This window comes from Pseudomonas sp. B16(2017) (genome assembly GCF_002113205.1).
GTDB lineage: Bacteria > Pseudomonadota > Gammaproteobacteria > Pseudomonadales > Pseudomonadaceae > Aquipseudomonas > Aquipseudomonas pharyngis.
The window spans coordinates 55,382-73,914 of record NZ_NEKA01000006.1 but is presented as its reverse complement, the minus strand read 5'-3'; the positions used below and the strand labels follow the sequence as shown (position 1 = coordinate 73,914).

Genomic DNA, 18,533 nt, shown 5'->3' with positions numbered 1-18,533 from the left:
GGATCAGCCCAGGTTGTCCTGAATCACGCTCAACACTTTGCGGGCCACATCGGCTGGCGCAACGGTGTTGATGTTTTTCTCGACGGTCACCTGAACGTTCTCGCCGACCTTGCTCAGGCGAACCTGATAACGCTCGGCGCGGGCTTCAACTTCTTCCTTGGTCGGCGCGCTGCCGAACAGGCTGCTGAAGAAACCAGGCTTCTCGTCTTTCTTCTCGGCCTTCTCGGACAAGTTGATGTAGTAGAGACCCAGGCTTCGGTTGATGTCTTCAACGCGCCATTCGCCCTGCTCCAGCGCACGACCGACGCTCGACCAGGCACGATCCAGGTCCGTACCGACGTTCAGTACCGGGTTGCCGCTGCCGTCTTCGCTCAGGCTGACACGGCTCGGGGTATCGAAATCACGCGAAGCCAGCATCGACACCGAACCACCCTTCTCGGAGGTACGGCTCATGCTCGCGAGCATGTCGTCGACCAGCGCGGCGTCGAGGCCGGTGTTGACCGAACGGTTGGTGAAATCGACATTGGCGGTGCTGCCGGCAGGACGCTCGGCGCTGACCACATAGACTTCACTGGTGTTGCGCTGCACGCCAGGTTCGATGCGCACCCGCACGCGGGTTTCGCTGTCGGTGCTGACGCCGGCGGCGCTCAGGCGCTTGGCCATGGCGGCGGACAGTTCGTCGGAATGCTGCCAGGTAGTGGTGAATTCACCGGTTTGCGGGCGCTGTTCATCCAGACGGAAACCGTTGTCCTGGAAGTACTGCACCGCCACTGGCCAGACTTCGGCCGGTGGGTGCTGGGCCATGACCCAACGCGAATCACCGCTCTTCTGCAGCGAGTAGTCGCTGGCGTCGGCCACGGTCGACAGTGGTTGAGGACGCGGAACGATGTACTCACCCTTGGCGGTGTCGTCGGCCACGTTGCGCGGGATCGGCAGCAGCGGATCCAGGCGCTTGGAGGTGCTGACGTCCGGTGGCAGTTGCATCGGTGCAGTCTGTTGCGCTTCCAGGTAATCGCTACCACGGTCACGGAAATAACCTTCCGGGCCCCAGATCCATCCGCAGCCACTGGTGCTGGAGATAATCAAGGCAAGTGCGGAAAGTCCGGCCATTCGCTTCATGCGTTGTACTTCCTCAATTAAACCAGGACGTTGCACTGGCGCAGGGCCGAGCGCAGCGTTTCATGACAAGGAGCGCTCAGCCAGGTCAGCGGCAGGCGGATGCCTTGGTGCATCAGGCCCATTTCGACCAAAGCCCACTTCACCGGAATCGGGTTGGCTTCGATGAACAGGTCCTTGTGCAGCGGCATCAGTTTTTCGTTGATGGCCCGTGCGGTCTCGGCGTCGCCCTTGAGCGCGGCCTCACACAGGTCGGCCATTTCGCGCGGGGCGACGTTGGCGGTGACGGAGATGTTGCCCTTGCCGCCCAGCAGGATCAGCTCGACGGCGGTCGGATCATCGCCGGACAGCACGATGAAGTCCTTGCTCACACCGTCGATGATCGCCTTGGCGCGCTTCAGGTCGCCGGTCGCTTCCTTGATGCCGATGATGTTCGGCACGGTGGACAGGCGGATCACGGTCTCGGCCTGCATGTCGCAGGAGGTGCGGCCAGGAACGTTGTAGAGAATCTGTGGGATGTCGACCGCTTCGGCGATGTGCTTGAAGTGCTGGTACAGGCCTTCCTGGGTCGGCTTGTTGTAGTACGGAACGACCAACAGGCAGGCATCGGCACCGGCTTCTTTGGCATTGCGGGTCAGCTCGACCGCTTCGCGGGTCGAGTTGGCGCCAGTACCGGCGATCACCGGAATACGACCGGCAACCTGTTTGACCACGGCTTTGATGACGGCGATGTGTTCTTCTACATCAAGGGTTGCCGACTCGCCGGTGGTGCCGACCGCGACAATGGCATGGGTGCCGTTCTTGAGATGGAAGTCCACGAGTTTGCTGAGGCTGTCCCAGTCAAGACGCCCTTGTGCATCCATGGGTGTGACCAGTGCCACCATACTGCCCGCAATCATGAAACCGCTCCTGCCGGAAAAAGAGAGCGGTAATGGTACTGGCGCCAAGATGCTTGCACAAGCGAAGTACTGTGCCGCCATTCCCCTTGGCGCCGCTTTTCGCTACCCTTCAGACTTTGATCGGTACTGATCAGCTTGTACGCCGGGTTCCAGTCTCCCGTTTCGGCCTCCCAGGCCCCGTTCCAGTGTCGTTGCCGTACGCTTGCTTGTTCATGGAGCCGTAGCGCCACACGAATCGGGTCTTCCGGACAGGCATTGCCCCGGCAATCAACGCCCTCTCCCTACCGACCGCTCATCGCTTTAGGAATGCTGCATGTCCACCCCCACAGTTCGCGAACAATTCCTTGTCATCAGTGCCCTCGGCGCCAATCCCATGGAGCTGACCAACGTCCTGTGCCGCGCCAGCCATGAAAACCGCTGTGCGGTCGTCACCTCGCGCCTGACCCGCCACGGCGAGTGCAGCGCGCTGGTGCTCGAAGTCTCCGGCAGCTGGGACGCCCTGGCCCGCCTGGAAGGCAGCCTGCCAGTGCTGGCCAAGCGTCATGCGTTCACCGTCAATGTGGTGCGCAGCGCCGCCCTGGAAAATCGTCCGCAAGCCCTGCCGTACGTAGCTTACGTGTCTTCGGCGTACCGCCCGGACATCATCAACGAGCTGTGCCAGTTCTTCATGGATCACAATGTCGAGCTGGAAAACCTGACCTGCGATACCTATCAGGCACCGCAGACCGGCGGCACCATGCTGAACGCCACGTTCACCGTGACCCTGCCCGCCGGCACCCAGATCAGTTGGCTGCGCGACCAGTTCCTGGATTTCGCCGACGCCATGAACCTGGATGCACTGATCGAACCGTGGCGCCCACAGAACCCAATGTAAGGAAGCTTTCATGGCCGTTGTCATCGACCAACCGGTTACGGATTTCGAAGCACCTGCCACCAGCGGGCAGACTGTCAGCCTGTCGGCCCTCAAGGGCAAGCAAGTGGTGATCTACTTCTATCCGAAGGACAGCACCCCGGGCTGCACCACCGAAGGCCAGGGCTTTCGTGATCAATACGCAGCATTCAAGGCTGCCAACACGGAAATCTTCGGCATTTCCCGCGACAGCCTGAAATCCCACGAGAACTTCAAGTGCAAGCAGGAGTTTCCGTTCGAGCTGATCAGCGACAAGGACGAGGCCGTCTGCCAGCTGTTCGACGTGATCAAGCTGAAAAAGCTCTACGGCAAGGAATACCTGGGCGTTGATCGCAGCACCTTCCTCATCGACAAGAACGGCGTACTGCGTCAGGAATGGCGCGGCGTGAAAGTGCCAGGACACGTGGATGCAGTACTGGCTGCTGCTCAGGCGCTGAACAAGGCCTGATATTTCTGCGTCGACTTCACTGACGCCTTCGCGAGCAAGCCCGCTCCCACAGTTGACCTAGGTCTAATGTGGGAGCGGGCTTGCTCGCGAAGGGGCCATAAGAGCCAACGAATAATCCGGTTTCTAGAGCAGTGGCGCCACCACCGGCTCCTTGCGCGGCCACGCATCGAGCACAGCCTTGAACAACGTCGCCAGCGGAATCGCGAAGAACACGCCCCAGAATCCCCACAACCCGCCGAACAACAGCACCGCGCAGATGATTGCCACCGGGTGCAGGTTGACCGCCTCGGAAAACAGCAACGGCACCAGCACGTTGCCGTCCAGGGTCTGAATGATCCCGTAGACCGCCATCAAATAGATGAACTGATCGCTCCAGCCCCACTGGAACAGCGCAATCAGCAGCACCGGCACGGTTACCACCACCGCCCCGACATACGGCACCACCACCGACACGCCCACCAGTAACGCCAACAGTGCTGCGTAGTTCAATCCGAGGGCGACGAAGGCGATGTAGGTCACGCCGCCACAAATCACGATCTCGATGACCTTGCCGCGAATGTAGTTGGCGATCTGCCGGTTCATTTCCTCGGCGACCCGGGTGATCAATGCCCGCTCACGCGGCAAATAGCCGCGCACCCACTCGCCGATCATCGCCCGGTCCTTGAGGAAGAAGAACACCAGGATCGGCACCAGCACCAAATAGATCATGATGTTCACCAGCAGCGGCAGGCTCGACAACGAGAACGTCAACGCCCACTGGCCGAACTTGCCGATCTCGCCTCGCGCCGCTTCGATGGCTTGAAGCACCTGCTCATCGGAGACCAGATGCGGATAGCGCTCCGGCAGCAACAACAGCAGCGATTGCCACTTGGCGAGCATGCCCGGCAGCTCGTTGAACAGCGTGATCAACTGATGCCAGAGTAGCGGCAGCACCACGACGATGAACACCATCAGCACGCCCATGAACAGTGCAAACACCAGACCGACCGCCGCCCCACCGGGCACGCGCAGACGTTCAAGCGTGAGCACCAGCCCCTGCATCAGATACGCCAGCACCATCCCGGCCAGCACCGGCGCGAGCATTCCGCCAAGCGTCAGTACCGCGGTGAAGGCGAGAAACAGCAGCACCGCCAGCACCACGGCTTCTTCATCGGAGAAGTAGCGCTGAATCCAGTCGCGCAACACTTTGAACATCAATTTTCCTTAGGTCATTTACGCGGTCGGTTTCAGGCTTTTTTCAGCCAGTAACGGTAGACACCCGCCTCGTCCTCTTCACGCAGCAGCGTATGACCGGCCAATTTGGCAAAGGTGCGAAAGTCGCGTTGCGAGCCAGCATCCGTGGCAATCACCTTGAGTACTGCGCCACTGGGCAGCTTGTTCAGCTCCATTTTGGCCTTGAGCAACGGCAACGGACAATTCAGGCCACTGGCGTCCAGTTCACAGTCATGGGCTACAGCGTCGGTCATGCGTCACTCCGGATCAGGTGGTCAGGCTGCCTAGAATATCTGGTCGCAGGCCCGGTGTCCGGCTACAGTAAGGTCTTTGTCGACTAAGGCTTTGTGCATGACATTTCTGCGCCCTACCCTGCTGACGCTCGCTTGCCTGCTCGCCTCACCGGGCTTCGCCGACGACCTGCCGTCACTCGGTGACGCCAGCTCTGCCATCGTCTCGCCACAACAGGAATATCAACTGGGTCGCGCCTGGCTGGCATTGCTGCGCAGCCAGGTTTCCCAGCTCAACGATCCACAACTCAAGGACTACGTCGAGTCCAGTGTCTATAAGCTGGTGGAAACCAGCCAGGTCAATGACCGACGCCTGGAATTCATCCTGATCAACAGCCCGCAGCTCAACGCCTTTGCGGCACCGGGCGGGATTGTCGGGGTCAATGGCGGCTTGTTCCTCAATGCCCAGACCGAGGGCGAATATGCCTCGGTACTGGCCCACGAACTGGCTCACTTGTCCCAGCGCCACTTCGCCCGTGGCGTCGAGGCTTCGCAGCGGATGCAGGTGCCAATGATGGCGGCGCTGCTGGCCGGCATCGTGATCGCCGCTGCCGGCGCCGGTGACGCCGGCATTGCAGCAATAGCCGGTACCCAAGCCGCGGCGATCCAGGAACAACGGCGTTTCTCGCGCCAAAACGAACAGGAAGCCGACCGCATCGGCATCCTCAACCTGGAAAAGGCCGGCTACGATCCGCGCTCGATGCCGACCATGTTCGAGCGTTTGATGCGCCAGTATCGCTTTGATGCCAAACCGCCGGAATTCCTGCTGACTCACCCGGTCACCGAATCGCGGATCGCCGACACCCGCAACCGCGCCGAGCAGGCAAAACCCGGCGGTATCGAAGACAGCAAGCGCTATCAACTGATCCGCGCGCGGGTGCAGTTGACCTACGAAGAAACGCCGGGGCTCGGCGCCAAGCGCTTTCGCGCGCAACTGGACGATAATCCGAACAACGATGTGGCCCGTTACGGATTGGCGATCGCCCAGATCAAGGGCGGTCAGTTGAATGAAGCCCGAGAAAATCTCAAGCAACTGCTGGCCAAATCACCGAACGAGATCATCTACAACCTGGCGCAGGTCGATCTGGACATCACCAACAACAAGCTGGCCGATGCCCAGTCCCGGGTTGACCGGATGCTCGGTCAGTACCCCGGCAATTACCCGCTGAATCAGGTGCGCGTCGATCTGCTGCTGAAACAGAACCGTACCGCCGATGCAGAGAAAGCGCTGGAGGGCTTGTTGAAATCGCGTCCGGACGATCCGGACGTCTGGTATCAGGTCGCAGAAACTCGCGGGCTGTCCGGCAACATCATTGGCCTGCATCAGGCCCGTGCCGAGTATTTCGCGCTGGTCGGCGATTACCGCCAGGCGATCCAGCAATTGGACTTCGCCAAGCGCAAGGCCGGCAGCAACTTCCCGCTGTCCTCACGCATCGATGCCCGCCAGCGCGAACTGATGGAGCAGGAGCGCATGGTGAAGGACATGATGGGTTAAGTTCGCGCCGAGACAAATTCCGGACACAAAAAAACCGCCTCTTTCAAGGCGGTTTTTTTTACTTCAACAATCGGATCATTCAGCCAGTTTGAAGGTAATGAAGCTGGCACGACCCTGACGCAGAACGCGCATCGACACCGAACGGTTCTTCGGCAGCGCCTTGGCAATCTCGGCAAACTCCTTGGAAGAACCAATGGCCTGATTGTTCAGGTGCGTGATGATGTCGCCCGGTTGCAGACCGATCAGAGCCGCAGGGCCGTCCTGCACCTCCTTGATTACCACACCACCTTTCAGGTCGTAGGTTTTCTTCTGCTCGGCGGTCAGTTCGGCGACCGATACACCCAGGCGATTGCTGTTGGTCTCGGCACCGGATTTGGGCAGCGCATCCAGCTCCTTGTCTTCGTCCGGGATGGCGCCGACAGTCAGCTCGACATTCTTGCGTTTGCCGTCACGAATCACTTCGAGATTGGCTTTGGCGCCGGCCTTCAACGCACCCACCAGATGTGGCAGGTCAGCGGACATGACGATCGGTTGACCGTTCATGCTCAGGATCACGTCACCCACTTGCAGGCCGCCCTTGGCAGCCGGGCCGTCATCCTGAATCTGTGCAACCAGCGCACCGGCCGGTTTGTCCAGACCGAACGACTCGGCCAGATCCTTGTTCACTTCCTGGATGACAACGCCCAACCAGCCACGGCTGACCTTGCCACCGCTTTTCAGCTGGTTGGAAACGTCCATGGCCACGTCGATCGGAATGGCGAACGACACGCCCATGAAGCCACCGGAACGGGTGTAGATCTGCGAGTTGATCCCGACCACTTCACCGTTCAGGTTGAACAGCGGGCCACCGGAGTTGCCCGGGTTGATCGGCACGTCGGTCTGGATGAATGGCACGTAGTTTTCATTCGGCAGGCTACGGCCGACGGCACTGACGATGCCTTGGGTCACGGTGTGATCAAAGCCGAATGGCGAACCGATTGCCACGACCCACTGGCCCGCCTTCAGGTCCTGGGATTTGCCAAGCTTCAGCACTGGCAGATCCTTGCCTTCGATTTTCAGCAGCGCGACGTCGGAACGTGGGTCGGTGCCGATCAGTTTGGCCTTCATTTCACTGCGATCTGCCAGACGCACTAGGATTTCGTCGGCATCGGCGATCACGTGGTTGTTGGTCAGAATGTAGCCATCCGGCGAAATGATGAAGCCCGAACCCAACGATTGCGCTTCACGCTGGCGATCACCACGCGGAGAACGCTGTTGCGGCGGCATGCCGCGCTCAAAGAACTCGCGCAGCATCGGTGGCAAGCCTTCAAGGTCAGGCATCTGCTGGTTCACTTTGCGATCCGGCAGCTTTTGCGTGGTACTGATATTCACCACCGCAGGCGAGGCCTGTTCGACCAGTTGGGTGAAATCAGGCAGGCTGGCCGGGCTGACCGCTTCAGCCGCCATGGCTGCAGGAACAGCCTGACCGAGCACCAGCACCGTGGCGAAAATGGAGAGATAAGACTTCAAGCTTGGTATCGACATACAGCTCCCGTTACGACGAGCAGGGTTAAGCGATATGGAGCAAGGAACACCGGGAACCACAGGCCGGCATTTTTGTTCCGGGAACAACAAACAAGGCCAGAGCCGAGAGGCTCTGACCTATAAAAAATTTTTGGCTGTTTTGCAAATGAAAATGCTCAGCAAACATTTCACGTCTCGAAGACGAAGTGGAGATAGCTGGAATCAGCTCACTGCTTGCTGGTTGCAGCGCCATCATTGCGCATCGACAGGGCAATCCGTTCGGCGGTCCCGATTGGAATCTCGCCAACTACCGTAACCATCATTTCGCCTTGAGGCGTAGTCAAACGGCGGGATACGGCAACGGTCGGGCCCAACTGAGTCCGGGTATCGGTGACGGTTGCGCCGTTCAGCGGCTCGAGAAACACGGAGAAGCGGGCAAGACCATCGTCATACATCAGGCTGTTGACCTGGGTCTTGGTTTCCGGATCTTTGTGCGAGGAGCTGCTGGTGAGCTCGAAGCCAGGAGGCAGCCAGTCGGAACGCCAGACCTGTGCGGTCTTGACCGCAGAAGCCTTGTCGCTGTCGAGGGTGACTGTCTTGCAATCGGAGTTGGCTTGCAGGTCTTTGTCGGATGGAATTTCAGAGGTATCCAGTCGCGTGAACTGGAATCTCTCGAGTAACTGCCCCTTGTCGTTCAACAGCAGCGACTTGAGCGGCAGCCCCGTTTCCTTGTCCAGATGCAGTTCGAAACCGTAGCGGTGCTGATCCCGTGGCGTCAGCGATACGATCACCGCTTCACGCCCGGCCACACGCGACTTGCCAATGACGGCAAGCTCATACCAGTTCTTCAGCTTTTGAGGATCGAGAGGCCGAGCGGCGGAATTGGGAGAATCTCCCAGACCCGCAATCAGGGTGCCGCTGACGCATTGAGTATGTCCATCAATGCGCACGACTTCCTGAGCCGAACCATCGAGCTGAAGCAAACGCTCGCGGACCTGGCCATTCTGGACGCGATGCCAGATGTTGTGGGTAGAAAAACTACCGTTACGCTCGTAAACGAATGTGCCGTGAAAGCTTTGCTGCTGCTCGGCCTGGCCCAGGCGGGTCAACCAGTCCTGAGCCTCGTCGGCGTGGGCTGGAACGATGAACCAGCCGCTGAGCAGAAGCGAAAGTAGAGGTATGGCGCGCATGATCCCCCTTAACGGTTTTCCAGGCTTGCTGCACGTGCATAAGGCAGCGCGCTCTCGGTGCCTTTCAAGGCAGCCTGTTGAGCGTGTTGACGCAGGTAACCTGGCAGACGCTGATCGTGCCAGCCTGGCTGACCTTGCAATACACCATTGGCCATTGGGCCAGTAGCTTCCGAACTCTCACTATAGCCTGCCAATACCGCCGGGCCTTTCACCTGAGGTGTGGCCAACACTGGCTGATTGGATTGCTGAGCGAGTTCGACGCCGGCGATTTCGTCCTGGTTGTACAGGCGAACACCCGCCAGAACGGCAACAGTCACCGAAGCGGCTACGGCCAGACGACCGAGGCTGCGCCATGGGCCACGAGACACTTTGGCCGGGGTGGCTTCATCTTCCAGTGCAGCAGAAACCGCCGCAGCGAGATCCAGACGTGGAAGCAACAGATCCTTGTGCATGGCTGCCCGAGCGATCTGGTAACGAGCCCAGGTTTCACGGGTTTCAACATCGTCCAGTGCATTGAGCACTCGACGCAGTTCCAGTTCGTCCGCTTCGTTATCCATCACTGCGGACAGCGATTCCTGCAGGGCTTCACGACTCATGGCGTTCCTCTCTTGGCTGTCGCCGCTGTCTTTAGTTTTCCTGCAACAACGGCTGCAGGGCTTTATCGATGGCCTCCCGGGCGCGGAAAATCCGGGAGCGCACGGTACCAACCGGACATTGCATGACGCTCGCGATGTCCTCGTAACTCAGACCATCAAATTCGCGCAAAGTTAACGCTGTGCGCAAATCCTCCGGCAGTTGCTGAATGGTTCGATGGACGGTGCCTTCGATCTCATCCCGCAGTAATGCCCGTTCAGGAGACTCGAGATCTTTCAGGCCGTGATCGCCGTCATAGAACTCTGCATCTTCGGAACTTACATCGCTATCCGGCGGCCGGCGGCCGCGTGAAACCAGATAGTTCTTCGCCGTGTTAATGGCGATGCGGTACAGCCACGTATAAAACGCACTGTCGCCGCGGAAATTTCCAAGCGCTCGATACGCCTTGATAAAGGCTTCTTGTGCGACGTCCTGGGCTTCATGGGTGTCGTGCACAAAACGCACGATCAACCCGAGAATTTTGTGCTGATACTTCAGCACCAGCAGATCGAAAGCTCGCTTGTCGCCACGCTGAACGCGTTCGACCAGCTGCTGATCCTCTTCCTGGGTTAGCATGAACACTCCTCGATAAACTCGAAGGAGGCTTGCATGACCAAACGACCGGACTTGCAAACATAGACTCGGGCTTTTCGCAAAAGTTCTCCCCCTCCAAGCAAGTTTCCTGCGGGCTCTGATTTGGCACGCACGAAAAACGCAGCGCGGGATGAACCGGCTGCGCGAATAATCTTGTCATCGGCTCGCCGGCAAGAACCCAATCGCAGGTTCCGCATTGAAGCCGACACTGTCCCTTGTTTCGGGCAACTGTCTATTGATCTTGAGCCTCTGGCAAAAGTTCCAAATATTTATAGACGTGCCGCGCCGACATTGTGCAACCGTGAGCGGAAAAAGCGTGTTTCATCTGCGATACAGTCGCTTTTCCCCAAAACCGGTGAAGAAAACTTCCCGACAAAGCGTCCGTATATTTCCGTCACGGTAGTTTCACAATGCCATATCGGCCCGGCTATTGTGCCGCCCAACCCCTCTATATACTAGTGGGCTGTGTGGCTGTCTCGACTCGCCCATTCGCCTGTCCTGCGCCAACCCCGACCCGGGTCGCTTTGAGCGGAATCCTGAAATGAGCCAACAGTTTCAACACGATGTCCTGGTGATTGGCAGCGGCGCTGCCGGTTTGAGTCTCGCGCTGACCCTGCCCGGTCACTTGCGCATCGCCGTACTGAGCAAAGGCGACCTCGCCAACGGCTCGACCTATTGGGCCCAGGGTGGCGTCGCGGCCGTGCTGGACGACACCGACACCGTCGAATCCCATGTCGATGACACCTTGAATGCCGGCGGCGGCCTGTGCCACGAAGACGCGGTGCGTTTCACCGTCGAGCACAGCAAGGAAGCGATCCAGTGGTTGATCGATCAAGGCGTACCCTTCACTCGCGACGATCAGTCCGGCACTGAAGACGGCGGTTTCGAATTTCACCTGACCCGCGAAGGCGGCCACAGCCATCGCCGCATCATCCACGCCGCCGACGCCACCGGCGCCGCGATTTTCACGACCCTGCTGGCCCAGGCCAAAGAACGCCCGAACATCGAGTTGCTCGAACAGCGGGTAGCGGTCGATCTGATTACCGAACGCCGGCTGGGGCTGGAGGGCGAACGTTGCCTGGGCGCCTACGTGCTCAACCGCAAAACCGGCGAAGTCGATACCTTCGGCGCACGCTTCGTGATCCTGGCGTCCGGCGGCGCTGCCAAAGTCTATCTATATACAAGCAACCCCGACGGCGCCTGCGGTGATGGCATCGCCATGGCGTGGCGTTCGGGCTGCCGGGTGGCGAACCTGGAGTTCAACCAGTTCCACCCCACCTGCCTCTATCATCCACAAGCCAAGAGTTTTCTGGTAACTGAAGCTCTGCGTGGCGAAGGCGCCCATTTGAAGTTGCCGAATGGCGAACGCTTCATGCAGCGCTTCGACTCACGTGCAGAACTGGCGCCACGGGACATCGTCGCCCGCGCCATTGACCATGAGATGAAGCGTCTGGGTGTCGATTGCGTCTACCTCGACATCAGCCACAAACCCGAAGCCTTCATCAAATCGCACTTCCCGACCGTCTACGAGCGCTGCCTCGGATTCGGCATCGACATCACCAAACAACCGATCCCGGTCGTCCCGGCCGCGCATTACACCTGCGGCGGCGTGATGGTCGATCAACAGGGCCGCACCGATGTGCCCGGCCTGTACGCCATCGGCGAAACCAGCTTCACCGGTCTGCACGGTGCCAACCGCATGGCCAGCAACTCGCTGCTCGAATGCTTCGTCTACGCCCGCTCGGCAGCGGCGGACATTCTCGAGCAACTTCCCGATGTGGCGATTCCACACGCCCTGCCGGCCTGGGACGCCAGCCAGGTGACCGACTCCGACGAAGACGTGATCATCGCCCACAACTGGGACGAATTGCGGCGTTTCATGTGGGACTACGTGGGCATCGTGCGCACCAACAAGCGCCTGCAACGGGCACAGCATCGGGTGCGTCTGCTGCTGGACGAAATCGACGAGTTCTACAGCAACTATAAAGTCAGTCGCGATCTGATCGAGCTGCGCAACCTGGCGCAAGTGGCGGAACTGATGATCCGTTCGGCCATGGAACGCAAGGAAAGCCGAGGCCTGCATTACACCCTCGACTACCCGAACCTGCTGCCCGAAGCGCTCGACACTATTCTGGTGCCGCCCACCTACGCCGGCTGAACTTCAGGCGAACCCGCAGGCGCCGGTGCAGATCCGCCGCCTGCGCATCCCGCGGCACGCAGATCGATCTGACTCGCCGCTCACCACGCAATCGAAAGCGCAGCACCACGATCAGCGGCAGCGCCAGGCTGTCCGGGCGCAATTGCACCGCTTGCCAGCCATCGGCCCGGTTCCACAATTGCCAGCCATCGGCGTCCCGGCGCAATCGGCAAAATGCCTTGGGATGACTCAGCAGAATCTGCCGTGGCAACACCCAGGCCGCATGGCCGAGACACGCGAACGCCCCGAGCAAAACGGTCCAGAACGGAATCGACAATAGAAACAGAGAACCCAGCGCGAATGCCTGGGCCAGCAGATACGCCGCCAGCAACTGCCGTGAGGCATGCCAGCGGCACTCGAACGTATTACTTGGGCTGGACACGGTCCAGAATCATGCGAACCATGCGTTGCAGCTCGGGATCTTCCGATTCGCTGCGCTCCATGAACCAACCGAACATGTCCTGATCCTCGCACTCGAGCAGGCGGACATACAGCGCGCGATCCACCTCGTTCAGATTGGCGTAGACCTCTTTCACGAACGGCACCAGCAACACGTCGAGTTCCAGCATGCCGCGACGGCTGTGCCAAAAGAGGCGATTCAGTTCAACTTGTTCGACCATGGAGCCCTCCTCAAATAGGCCGCAAGTATACAGGCCCGAAGCGGCCCGAACAGTCGGCTTTGGTCGGGCACCATAGATCCTTTATGAACTACCCATTTCAACACCACCCCCTTATGATGTGCCCCAGTCTATTTACCCTGCGATGACCCATGGCCGATTCTGCTTTTTTCTGCACCCTGTCTCATGAAGGCGTTCTCGCGGTTCGCGGCGCGGATGCCGGCAAATTCCTGCAAGGCCAGTTGACCTGCAACATCAATTACCTGAGCGATACCCAAGCCAGCCTCGGCGCCCGCTGCACGCAGAAAGGCCGGATGCAGTCGAGCTTCCGCATCGTGCTTGAAGGCGACGGCGTGCTGCTGGCGATGGCGGGTGAACTGCTGGAGCCGCAACTGGCGGACCTGAAAAAGTACGCGGTGTTCTCCAAATCGAAACTGACCGACGAAAGCGCCTCCTGGGTGCGCTTCGGCCTCGATCATGACAATGCGGCCCTGAGCAACCTGGGTCTGGAACTGCCGGCAGAAACCGACAGCGTGGCCCGCCACGAAGGGCTGATCGCAATTCGCGTCTCCCCGAACCGTGCCGAACTCTGGGTGCCCGCCGATCAGGCCGACACCGTCAAAGGCAAACTGTCCGCGCAATTGAGCGAAGGCGAACTGAATCAATGGCTGCTGGGCCAGATTCGCGCCGGGATCGGTCAGGTCATGCCGAGCACCCGCGAGCTGTTCATCCCGCAGATGCTCAATCTGCAAGCCGTCGGCGGCGTGAGCTTCAAGAAAGGCTGCTACACCGGCCAGGAAATCGTCGCGCGCATGCAATACCTGGGCAAACTCAAGCGTCGCCTGTATCGCGTGCAACTGGACGCTGCTGAGTTGCCGGAGCCCGGCACCGCGCTGTTCGCCCCGAGCCACGGCAGTTCCATCGGCGAAGTGGTGCTGGCCGCCCGTACCGAAAAGAATATTGAACTGCTGGCGGTGTTGCAGGCCGAAGCTGCCGAAGCGGGCGACTTGCATCTGGGCTCGGCCGAAGGTCCGGCGCTGCACTTGCTCGACCTGCCATACGAACTGGATCGCGACCGCGAAATCCAGCGTTGATCGCAGCATTTGTTGCAACACCCTAGAGAAACGACATGAGTGAGCTGGCGGATAAGGTCCAACAGGATTTGGTTGAGGCCATCGATAACGATGACCTGGTTCTGCCAACGTTACCGGAAGTGGCCCTGCAGATTCGCAAGGCCGCGGAAGATCCGGACATCAGCGTCAGCGACCTGAGCAAAGTGATCGGCCGTGACACGGCGCTGTCGGCGCGTCTCATCAAAGTGGTCAACAGCCCGCTGCTGCGCGCCACCCAGGAAGTCACCGACCTGCACACCGCCATCACCCGGCTCGGCGTCAACTACAGCAGCAACCTGGCGATCGGTCTGGTGATGGAGCAGATCTTCCACGCCCGCTCCGACGTGGTCGAACAGAAGATGCGCGAAGTCTGGCGCAAAAGCCTGGAAATCGCCGGCGTCAGCTACGCCCTGTGCCGCCGTTACACCCAGCTCAAGCCCGATCAGGCTGCGCTCGGTGGACTGGTTCATCAGATCGGCGTGCTGCCGATCCTGACCTACGCCGAAGACCACTACGAATTGCTGTCCGACCCGGTCAGCCTCAACCATGTGATCGATCACATTCACCCGTTGCTCGGCGACAAATTGCTGCGGGTCTGGGAGTTTCCGGAGCGCCTGGTGGAGCTGCCGGGGCTGTATCAGGACCTCAAGCGCGAATCGCAGCACATCGATTACGTCGACATCGTGCAAGTGGCCAGCCTGTATTGCCACAAGGACACCGACCATCCGTTGGCCCGCATCGATCCATTCAGCGTGCCAGCATTCCGCAAGCTCGGCATCGATCCGGAAAACAAGGCGCTGTGCGCCGATCTGGAAGAATCGCGGTCGATGTTCTACTGATCACCGGCGACAAAACTCACCCGTACCTTCAAACCCGCCTGCTCACCATCGTGCAGACTGATCTGCGCCAGATGCGCGCGGCAGATTTCCCCGACAATCGCCAACCCCAGCCCGGAACCGGCCACCTGCTGGTTGCGCCGGTAAAAACGCTCGAAAACCCGATCCCGCTCTTCGAGCGGAATGCCCGGCCCATCGTCTTCAACCTCCAGCACCGCCGGCGCCCTGACCCGCAGAATCACGTTGCCGCCCGGCGGCGTGTGGGCCAGCGCGTTGTCCACCAGATTGCTCAGCAACTCGTTGAGCAATGTCGGCTCGCCACGCAGCCATACCGGCTCGTCCGCTTCCAGCGCCAGCGCGACACCCCGCGCATGGGCCAGTGGAGCCATGGCCATGCCCAGTTCTCGCGCCAACTGACTCAGATCGAGCAACTGCGCACCGCCCTCGGCAATCGCCCGGGCGCCGTTTTCCACTCGAGCCAGCGACAGCAACTGATTGGCCAGATGGGTCAGGCGATCCGTGCTTTGTGCCGAGGATTCCAGCGTTTCGCGCCAGGTCTGCGGCTCGTTCGAGCGCAAGCCCAGTTCAAGTCGCGCCTTGAGCGCCGCCAGTGGCGTGCGCAGCTCATGGGCTGCATCGGCGATGAATTGCGCCTGCCGCTCGAACTGGCCACGCAGGCGTTCGGTGAAATGGTTGAGCGCACGCACCAGCGGCGACAACTCATGCTGGACTTCCACCAGCGGCAACGGACGCAAGTCGTCAGGTTGGCGCTCTTCCACTGCCGTGCGCAGACGTTCGATCGGCCGTAGCGCAGCACTCACTGCAAACCACACCAGCAACAGCGCGCCAATCGCCAACATGCCCAGCCGCAGCAAGGTATCTGCCGCCAGACTGCGGGCCATGCTGACGCGCGCCTCATCGGTTTCGGCAACGCGGATTTCAGCCATGCCGTTCATGTTCGGCTCGCTGACCGCTTTGAGCAGGCTGACCACACGCACGTTCTGGCCCTGATATTTCGCGTCGTAAAACCGCGCCAGGGCGGGATAACTGTCGGTTCTCGGCGTGCCCGGCGGCGGGCCCGGCAGATTTTCGTAGCCGGAAATCAACTTCTGGTTGATGTCGTTGACCTGGTAATAGATGCGCCCGGCGCTGTCGTAAGCGAAGGTATCGAGCGCCACGTACGGCACATCGGCACTGAGACTGCCATCGCGCTGCGACAGACCGGCAGCAATGGTCCGCGCCGAGGCCAGCAGCGTGCGGTCGTAGGCGGTGTCGGCAGCTTCGCGACCGTTCCAGTACGCACTCAATCCGCTGGCGAGCATCAACACCACCAGCAGCAGTGCGAGGTTCCACAGCAACCGCCAGCGCAGGCTGCTGGGCTTATGCATCGCGGCTTTCCAGCAAATAGCCCAGACCGCGGAACGTCACGATGGCCACCGAATGGCCGTCGAGCTTCTTGCGCAGGCGGTGCACGTAGATTTCGATGGCATCGGGGCTGGCCTCTTCGTCGAGACCGAACACCTGTGCAGCCAGTTGCTCCTTGCTCATCACTCGACCCGGACGGGCGATCAGCGCTTCGAGCACCGCTTGTTCGCGAGAAGTCAGCGTCAGCAATTCATCGCCGAGGGTGAAGCGTCGGGTGTCGAGGTCATAGGCCAGCACACCGCAGCGCTGCTGGCGTTCGCCGCCAAGCACACTGCGGCGCAGCAACGCCTTGACCCGTGCTTCGAGCTCGGTGAGTTCGAACGGCTTGGCCAGGTAGTCATCGGCGCCGAGATTGAGCCCATGGACCCGATCCTTGACGTCGCTGCGGGCCGTCAGCATCAGCACCGGCAGATTCTTGCCCCGGGCCCGCAGGCGCGCCAGCACCTCAAAACCGTCCATGCGCGGCAGGCCGACATCGAGGATCGCCACCGCGTACTCCTCGCTGCCCAAGGCCAGGTCGGCAGCCACGCCGTCGTGCAAGACGTCCACGGTCAGACCGGTGCTCTTGAGCGCCTGGGCGACGCTTTCGGCCAGCGGCAAATGGTCTTCGACGAGCAGGACACGCATGGATCTCTACCTCATTCAGGGATGGCCGACGCCATTCTTTGCGGCGGAGTTTACAGCCGCAACCGCCACTGTGAAGCCCGAAAACACGCGAAAGAATACTGAAAGGTTAGCGAAAGGTTGGGCCGTTAGAGTCGTTTCACCGAAGGTCCAGACTGCCGACCTTCGCCGTTTTGCCTGTTCATACACCGTAGTTTCAAAACGTAGCTCTCGAAAAACGCCTCGATGCGTTTTCGCCAATAAGAACAATAACGAGGTACTGCACCATGCTGTCCACACAGCTTCAGGTTGACCTGTTTCATTCTTCCTTTCGAATTTCCCCGTTTTCGCTTGTCAGCGCCATCGTCGGCTGCGCGGCGTTCAACCCGTCCGGGTCTGAGCCTGTCAGCCTGCGCGCGCGAAACCGCCGCACCTGAAACATCCCCAAAAACAACAACTCCCGTGGAGACACTCATGAACCGATCCCTGCGCCGTTTCGCCCTCGCTGCCGGTTGCGTGCTGTTCGCCGGCCAACTGATGGCCGAACCGAAACGCCCCGAATGCATTGCCCCGGCCTCCCCCGGTGGCGGTTTCGACCTGACCTGCAAACTGGCGCAAAGCGCGCTGGTCAACGAAAAACTGCTGACCAAACCGATGCGCGTGACCTACATGCCCGGTGGCGTCGGTGCGGTGGCGTACAACGCCGTTGTGGCGCAGCGTCCGGCCGATGCCGGCACGCTGGTGGCGTGGTCCAGCGGATCGCTGTTGAACCTGGCCCAGGGCAAGTTCGGTCGGTTCGATGAAACCAACGTGCGCTGGCTGGCGGCAGTCGGCACCAGCTACGGCGCCATCGCGGTGAAAAGCGATTCGCCCTACAAAACCCTCGATGATCTCGTGCAGGCGCTGAAGAAAGATCCGAGTTCCGTGGTCATTGGCTCCGGCGGCACCGTTGGCAGCCAGGACTGGATGCAGACTGCGCTGATCGCCAAAGCCGCCGGGATCAACCCGCGCGACCTGCGCTACGTCGCCCTCGAAGGGGGCGGCGAGATCGCCACCGCCCTGCTCGGCGGTCATATCCAGGTCGGCAGTACCGACATTTCCGACTCCATGCCGCATATCCAGAGCGGCGACATGCGCCTGCTGGCCGTGTTTGCCGAGAAACGCCTGGACGAGCCGGAAATGAAGGACATCCCTACCGCGCGCGAGCAAGGCTACGACATCGTCTGGCCAGTGGTGCGCGGTTTCTACCTCGGGCCAAAAGTCAGCGATGAAGACTACGCCTGGTGGAAAGACTCCTTCGACAAACTCCTGGCCTCCGACGACTTCGCCAAGCTGCGCGATCAGCGTGAGCTGTTCCCGTTCGCCATGACCGGTCCCGAGCTGGACACCTACGTCAAGAAACAGGTGGCGGACTACAAGGTGCTGGCCAAAGAGTTCGGCCTGATTCAGTGAT

General features: G+C 60.3%; 20 protein-coding genes. 7 read left to right on the top strand and 13 right to left on the bottom strand.

Annotated features, from left to right (window positions below):
• Positions 1 to 3: 3 nt before the first annotated feature.
• Both bamC and dapA read right to left on the bottom strand, forming a co-directional pair.
• The gene (gene bamC, locus CAG25_RS11900) at positions 4 to 1,119 is read right to left on the bottom strand and encodes an outer membrane protein assembly factor BamC (RefSeq protein WP_011332910.1); all 1,116 of its coding nucleotides are present in this window, start codon (positions 1,117 to 1,119) and stop codon (positions 4 to 6) included.
• 17 nt (positions 1,120 to 1,136) lie between these two features.
• The gene (dapA, locus tag CAG25_RS11895; RefSeq protein WP_007958015.1) at positions 1,137 to 2,015 is read right to left on the bottom strand and encodes a 4-hydroxy-tetrahydrodipicolinate synthase; all 879 of its coding nucleotides are present in this window, start codon (positions 2,013 to 2,015) and stop codon (positions 1,137 to 1,139) included.
• 313 nt (positions 2,016 to 2,328) lie between these two features.
• Between dapA and CAG25_RS11885 the strand changes: the two genes are divergently transcribed.
• Positions 2,329 to 2,889, top strand: coding sequence for a glycine cleavage system protein R (locus CAG25_RS11885; protein ID WP_007958014.1), 561 nt, complete (start codon positions 2,329 to 2,331; stop codon positions 2,887 to 2,889).
• Between the two features lie 10 nt (positions 2,890 to 2,899).
• Entirely contained in the window at positions 2,900 to 3,373 is a 474-nt protein-coding gene (locus CAG25_RS11880; RefSeq protein WP_064594118.1) for a peroxiredoxin, read from the top strand.
• 123 nt (positions 3,374 to 3,496) lie between these two features.
• On the opposite strand, the gene CAG25_RS11875 is transcribed toward CAG25_RS11880, so the two are convergent.
• A complete protein-coding gene (locus CAG25_RS11875; RefSeq protein ID WP_039772670.1) occupies positions 3,497 to 4,567 on the bottom strand; it encodes an AI-2E family transporter in 1,071 nt (356 codons plus the stop codon).
• A gap of 32 nt (positions 4,568 to 4,599) precedes the next feature.
• Positions 4,600 to 4,839 (bottom strand): sulfurtransferase TusA family protein, encoded by a 240-nt coding sequence (locus tag CAG25_RS11870; RefSeq protein ID WP_007958011.1) that lies wholly within the window; start codon positions 4,837 to 4,839, stop codon positions 4,600 to 4,602.
• Between the two features lie 97 nt (positions 4,840 to 4,936).
• Between CAG25_RS11870 and CAG25_RS11865 the strand changes: the two genes are divergently transcribed.
• The gene (locus CAG25_RS11865; RefSeq protein ID WP_085611612.1) at positions 4,937 to 6,370 is read left to right on the top strand and encodes a M48 family metalloprotease; all 1,434 of its coding nucleotides are present in this window, start codon (positions 4,937 to 4,939) and stop codon (positions 6,368 to 6,370) included.
• A 75-nt stretch (positions 6,371 to 6,445) separates the two neighbouring features.
• On the opposite strand, the gene CAG25_RS11860 is transcribed toward CAG25_RS11865, so the two are convergent.
• From CAG25_RS11860 to rpoE, 4 genes are all read right to left on the bottom strand, one after another.
• A complete protein-coding gene (locus CAG25_RS11860) occupies positions 6,446 to 7,816 on the bottom strand; it encodes a DegQ family serine endoprotease (RefSeq protein ID WP_236189711.1) in 1,371 nt (456 codons plus the stop codon).
• 284 nt (positions 7,817 to 8,100) lie between these two features.
• A complete protein-coding gene (locus CAG25_RS11850) occupies positions 8,101 to 9,063 on the bottom strand; it encodes a MucB/RseB C-terminal domain-containing protein (RefSeq protein WP_011332904.1) in 963 nt (320 codons plus the stop codon).
• A gap of 8 nt (positions 9,064 to 9,071) precedes the next feature.
• Positions 9,072 to 9,659 carry a sigma-E factor negative regulatory protein gene (locus CAG25_RS11845; protein WP_039772679.1) on the bottom strand — a complete coding sequence of 196 codons (588 nt, stop codon included), beginning with the start codon at positions 9,657 to 9,659 and terminating at the stop codon, positions 9,072 to 9,074.
• Positions 9,660 to 9,690: 31 nt separating this feature from the next.
• Positions 9,691 to 10,272 carry an RNA polymerase sigma factor RpoE gene (gene rpoE, locus CAG25_RS11840; RefSeq protein WP_003172477.1) on the bottom strand — a complete coding sequence of 194 codons (582 nt, stop codon included), beginning with the start codon at positions 10,270 to 10,272 and terminating at the stop codon, positions 9,691 to 9,693.
• Positions 10,273 to 10,831: 559 nt separating this feature from the next.
• On the opposite strand from rpoE, the gene nadB reads away from it, so the two are divergent.
• Positions 10,832 to 12,448 (top strand): L-aspartate oxidase, encoded by a 1,617-nt coding sequence (gene nadB, locus CAG25_RS11835; protein ID WP_064594112.1) that lies wholly within the window; start codon positions 10,832 to 10,834, stop codon positions 12,446 to 12,448.
• Here the strand turns inward: nadB and CAG25_RS11830 are convergent.
• Both CAG25_RS11830 and CAG25_RS11825 read right to left on the bottom strand, forming a co-directional pair.
• Positions 12,417 to 12,869 (bottom strand): protein YgfX, encoded by a 453-nt coding sequence (locus tag CAG25_RS11830; protein ID WP_064594109.1) that lies wholly within the window; start codon positions 12,867 to 12,869, stop codon positions 12,417 to 12,419. The two genes, nadB and CAG25_RS11830, sit on opposite strands and share 32 nt — an antisense overlap.
• Positions 12,853 to 13,107 (bottom strand): succinate dehydrogenase assembly factor 2, encoded by a 255-nt coding sequence (locus tag CAG25_RS11825; RefSeq protein ID WP_007957989.1) that lies wholly within the window; start codon positions 13,105 to 13,107, stop codon positions 12,853 to 12,855. Before CAG25_RS11825 ends, CAG25_RS11830 begins: the two co-directional genes overlap by 17 nt.
• Positions 13,108 to 13,256: 149 nt before the next feature.
• Here CAG25_RS11825 and CAG25_RS11820 point away from each other — a divergent pair, with 149 nt between their 5' ends.
• Together CAG25_RS11820 and CAG25_RS11815 are read left to right on the top strand one after the other, a co-directional pair.
• Complete coding sequence (locus CAG25_RS11820) at positions 13,257 to 14,198, top strand: folate-binding protein YgfZ (protein ID WP_085611614.1); 942 nt, start codon at positions 13,257 to 13,259, stop codon at positions 14,196 to 14,198.
• Between the two features lie 35 nt (positions 14,199 to 14,233).
• A complete protein-coding gene (locus CAG25_RS11815) occupies positions 14,234 to 15,055 on the top strand; it encodes an HDOD domain-containing protein (RefSeq protein WP_085611615.1) in 822 nt (273 codons plus the stop codon).
• Here the strand turns inward: CAG25_RS11815 and CAG25_RS11810 are convergent.
• From CAG25_RS11810 to CAG25_RS28580, 3 genes are all read right to left on the bottom strand, one after another.
• Complete coding sequence (locus CAG25_RS11810) at positions 15,049 to 16,440, bottom strand: sensor histidine kinase (protein WP_064594105.1); 1,392 nt, start codon at positions 16,438 to 16,440, stop codon at positions 15,049 to 15,051. The genes CAG25_RS11815 and CAG25_RS11810 overlap by 7 nt on opposite strands.
• A complete protein-coding gene (locus CAG25_RS11805) occupies positions 16,433 to 17,104 on the bottom strand; it encodes a response regulator (protein WP_007957980.1) in 672 nt (223 codons plus the stop codon). Before CAG25_RS11805 ends, CAG25_RS11810 begins: the two co-directional genes overlap by 8 nt.
• A gap of 125 nt (positions 17,105 to 17,229) precedes the next feature.
• Entirely contained in the window at positions 17,230 to 17,556 is a 327-nt protein-coding gene (locus CAG25_RS28580) for a hypothetical protein (RefSeq protein ID WP_158090089.1), read from the bottom strand.
• On the opposite strand from CAG25_RS28580, the gene CAG25_RS11800 reads away from it, so the two are divergent.
• The gene (locus CAG25_RS11800; protein ID WP_039772690.1) at positions 17,555 to 18,532 is read left to right on the top strand and encodes a tripartite tricarboxylate transporter substrate binding protein; all 978 of its coding nucleotides are present in this window, start codon (positions 17,555 to 17,557) and stop codon (positions 18,530 to 18,532) included. The genes CAG25_RS28580 and CAG25_RS11800 overlap by 2 nt on opposite strands.
• The last annotated feature ends 1 nt before the right edge of the window (position 18,533 follow it).

Excerpts from the sequence above, each read along its gene's own strand:
- rpoE (WP_003172477.1), bottom strand. The coding sequence starts at position 10,272 with ATGCTAACCCAGGAAGAGGATCAGCAGCTGGTCGAACGCGTTCAGCGT.
- CAG25_RS28580 (WP_158090089.1), bottom strand. The coding sequence starts at position 17,556 with ATGAGTGTCTCCACGGGAGTTGTTGTTTTTGGGGATGTTTCAGGTGCG.
- CAG25_RS11800 (WP_039772690.1), top strand. The coding sequence starts at position 17,555 with ATGAACCGATCCCTGCGCCGTTTCGCCCTCGCTGCCGGTTGCGTGCTG.
- CAG25_RS11860 (WP_236189711.1), bottom strand. The coding sequence starts at position 7,816 with ATGGCGGCTGAAGCGGTCAGCCCGGCCAGCCTGCCTGATTTCACCCAA.
- CAG25_RS11845 (WP_039772679.1), bottom strand. The coding sequence starts at position 9,659 with ATGAGTCGTGAAGCCCTGCAGGAATCGCTGTCCGCAGTGATGGATAAC.
- CAG25_RS11880 (WP_064594118.1), top strand. The coding sequence starts at position 2,900 with ATGGCCGTTGTCATCGACCAACCGGTTACGGATTTCGAAGCACCTGCC.
- CAG25_RS11885 (WP_007958014.1), top strand. The coding sequence starts at position 2,329 with ATGTCCACCCCCACAGTTCGCGAACAATTCCTTGTCATCAGTGCCCTC.
- CAG25_RS11805 (WP_007957980.1), bottom strand. The coding sequence starts at position 17,104 with ATGCGTGTCCTGCTCGTCGAAGACCATTTGCCGCTGGCCGAAAGCGTC.
- CAG25_RS11850 (WP_011332904.1), bottom strand. The coding sequence starts at position 9,063 with ATGCGCGCCATACCTCTACTTTCGCTTCTGCTCAGCGGCTGGTTCATC.
- CAG25_RS11825 (WP_007957989.1), bottom strand. The coding sequence starts at position 13,107 with ATGGTCGAACAAGTTGAACTGAATCGCCTCTTTTGGCACAGCCGTCGC.
- CAG25_RS11865 (WP_085611612.1), top strand. The coding sequence starts at position 4,937 with ATGACATTTCTGCGCCCTACCCTGCTGACGCTCGCTTGCCTGCTCGCC.
- CAG25_RS11875 (WP_039772670.1), bottom strand. The coding sequence starts at position 4,567 with ATGTTCAAAGTGTTGCGCGACTGGATTCAGCGCTACTTCTCCGATGAA.
- CAG25_RS11815 (WP_085611615.1), top strand. The coding sequence starts at position 14,234 with ATGAGTGAGCTGGCGGATAAGGTCCAACAGGATTTGGTTGAGGCCATC.
- dapA (WP_007958015.1), bottom strand. The coding sequence starts at position 2,015 with ATGATTGCGGGCAGTATGGTGGCACTGGTCACACCCATGGATGCACAA.
- CAG25_RS11820 (WP_085611614.1), top strand. The coding sequence starts at position 13,257 with ATGGCCGATTCTGCTTTTTTCTGCACCCTGTCTCATGAAGGCGTTCTC.
- bamC (WP_011332910.1), bottom strand. The coding sequence starts at position 1,119 with ATGAAGCGAATGGCCGGACTTTCCGCACTTGCCTTGATTATCTCCAGC.
- CAG25_RS11870 (WP_007958011.1), bottom strand. The coding sequence starts at position 4,839 with ATGACCGACGCTGTAGCCCATGACTGTGAACTGGACGCCAGTGGCCTG.
- nadB (WP_064594112.1), top strand. The coding sequence starts at position 10,832 with ATGAGCCAACAGTTTCAACACGATGTCCTGGTGATTGGCAGCGGCGCT.
- CAG25_RS11810 (WP_064594105.1), bottom strand. The coding sequence starts at position 16,440 with ATGCATAAGCCCAGCAGCCTGCGCTGGCGGTTGCTGTGGAACCTCGCA.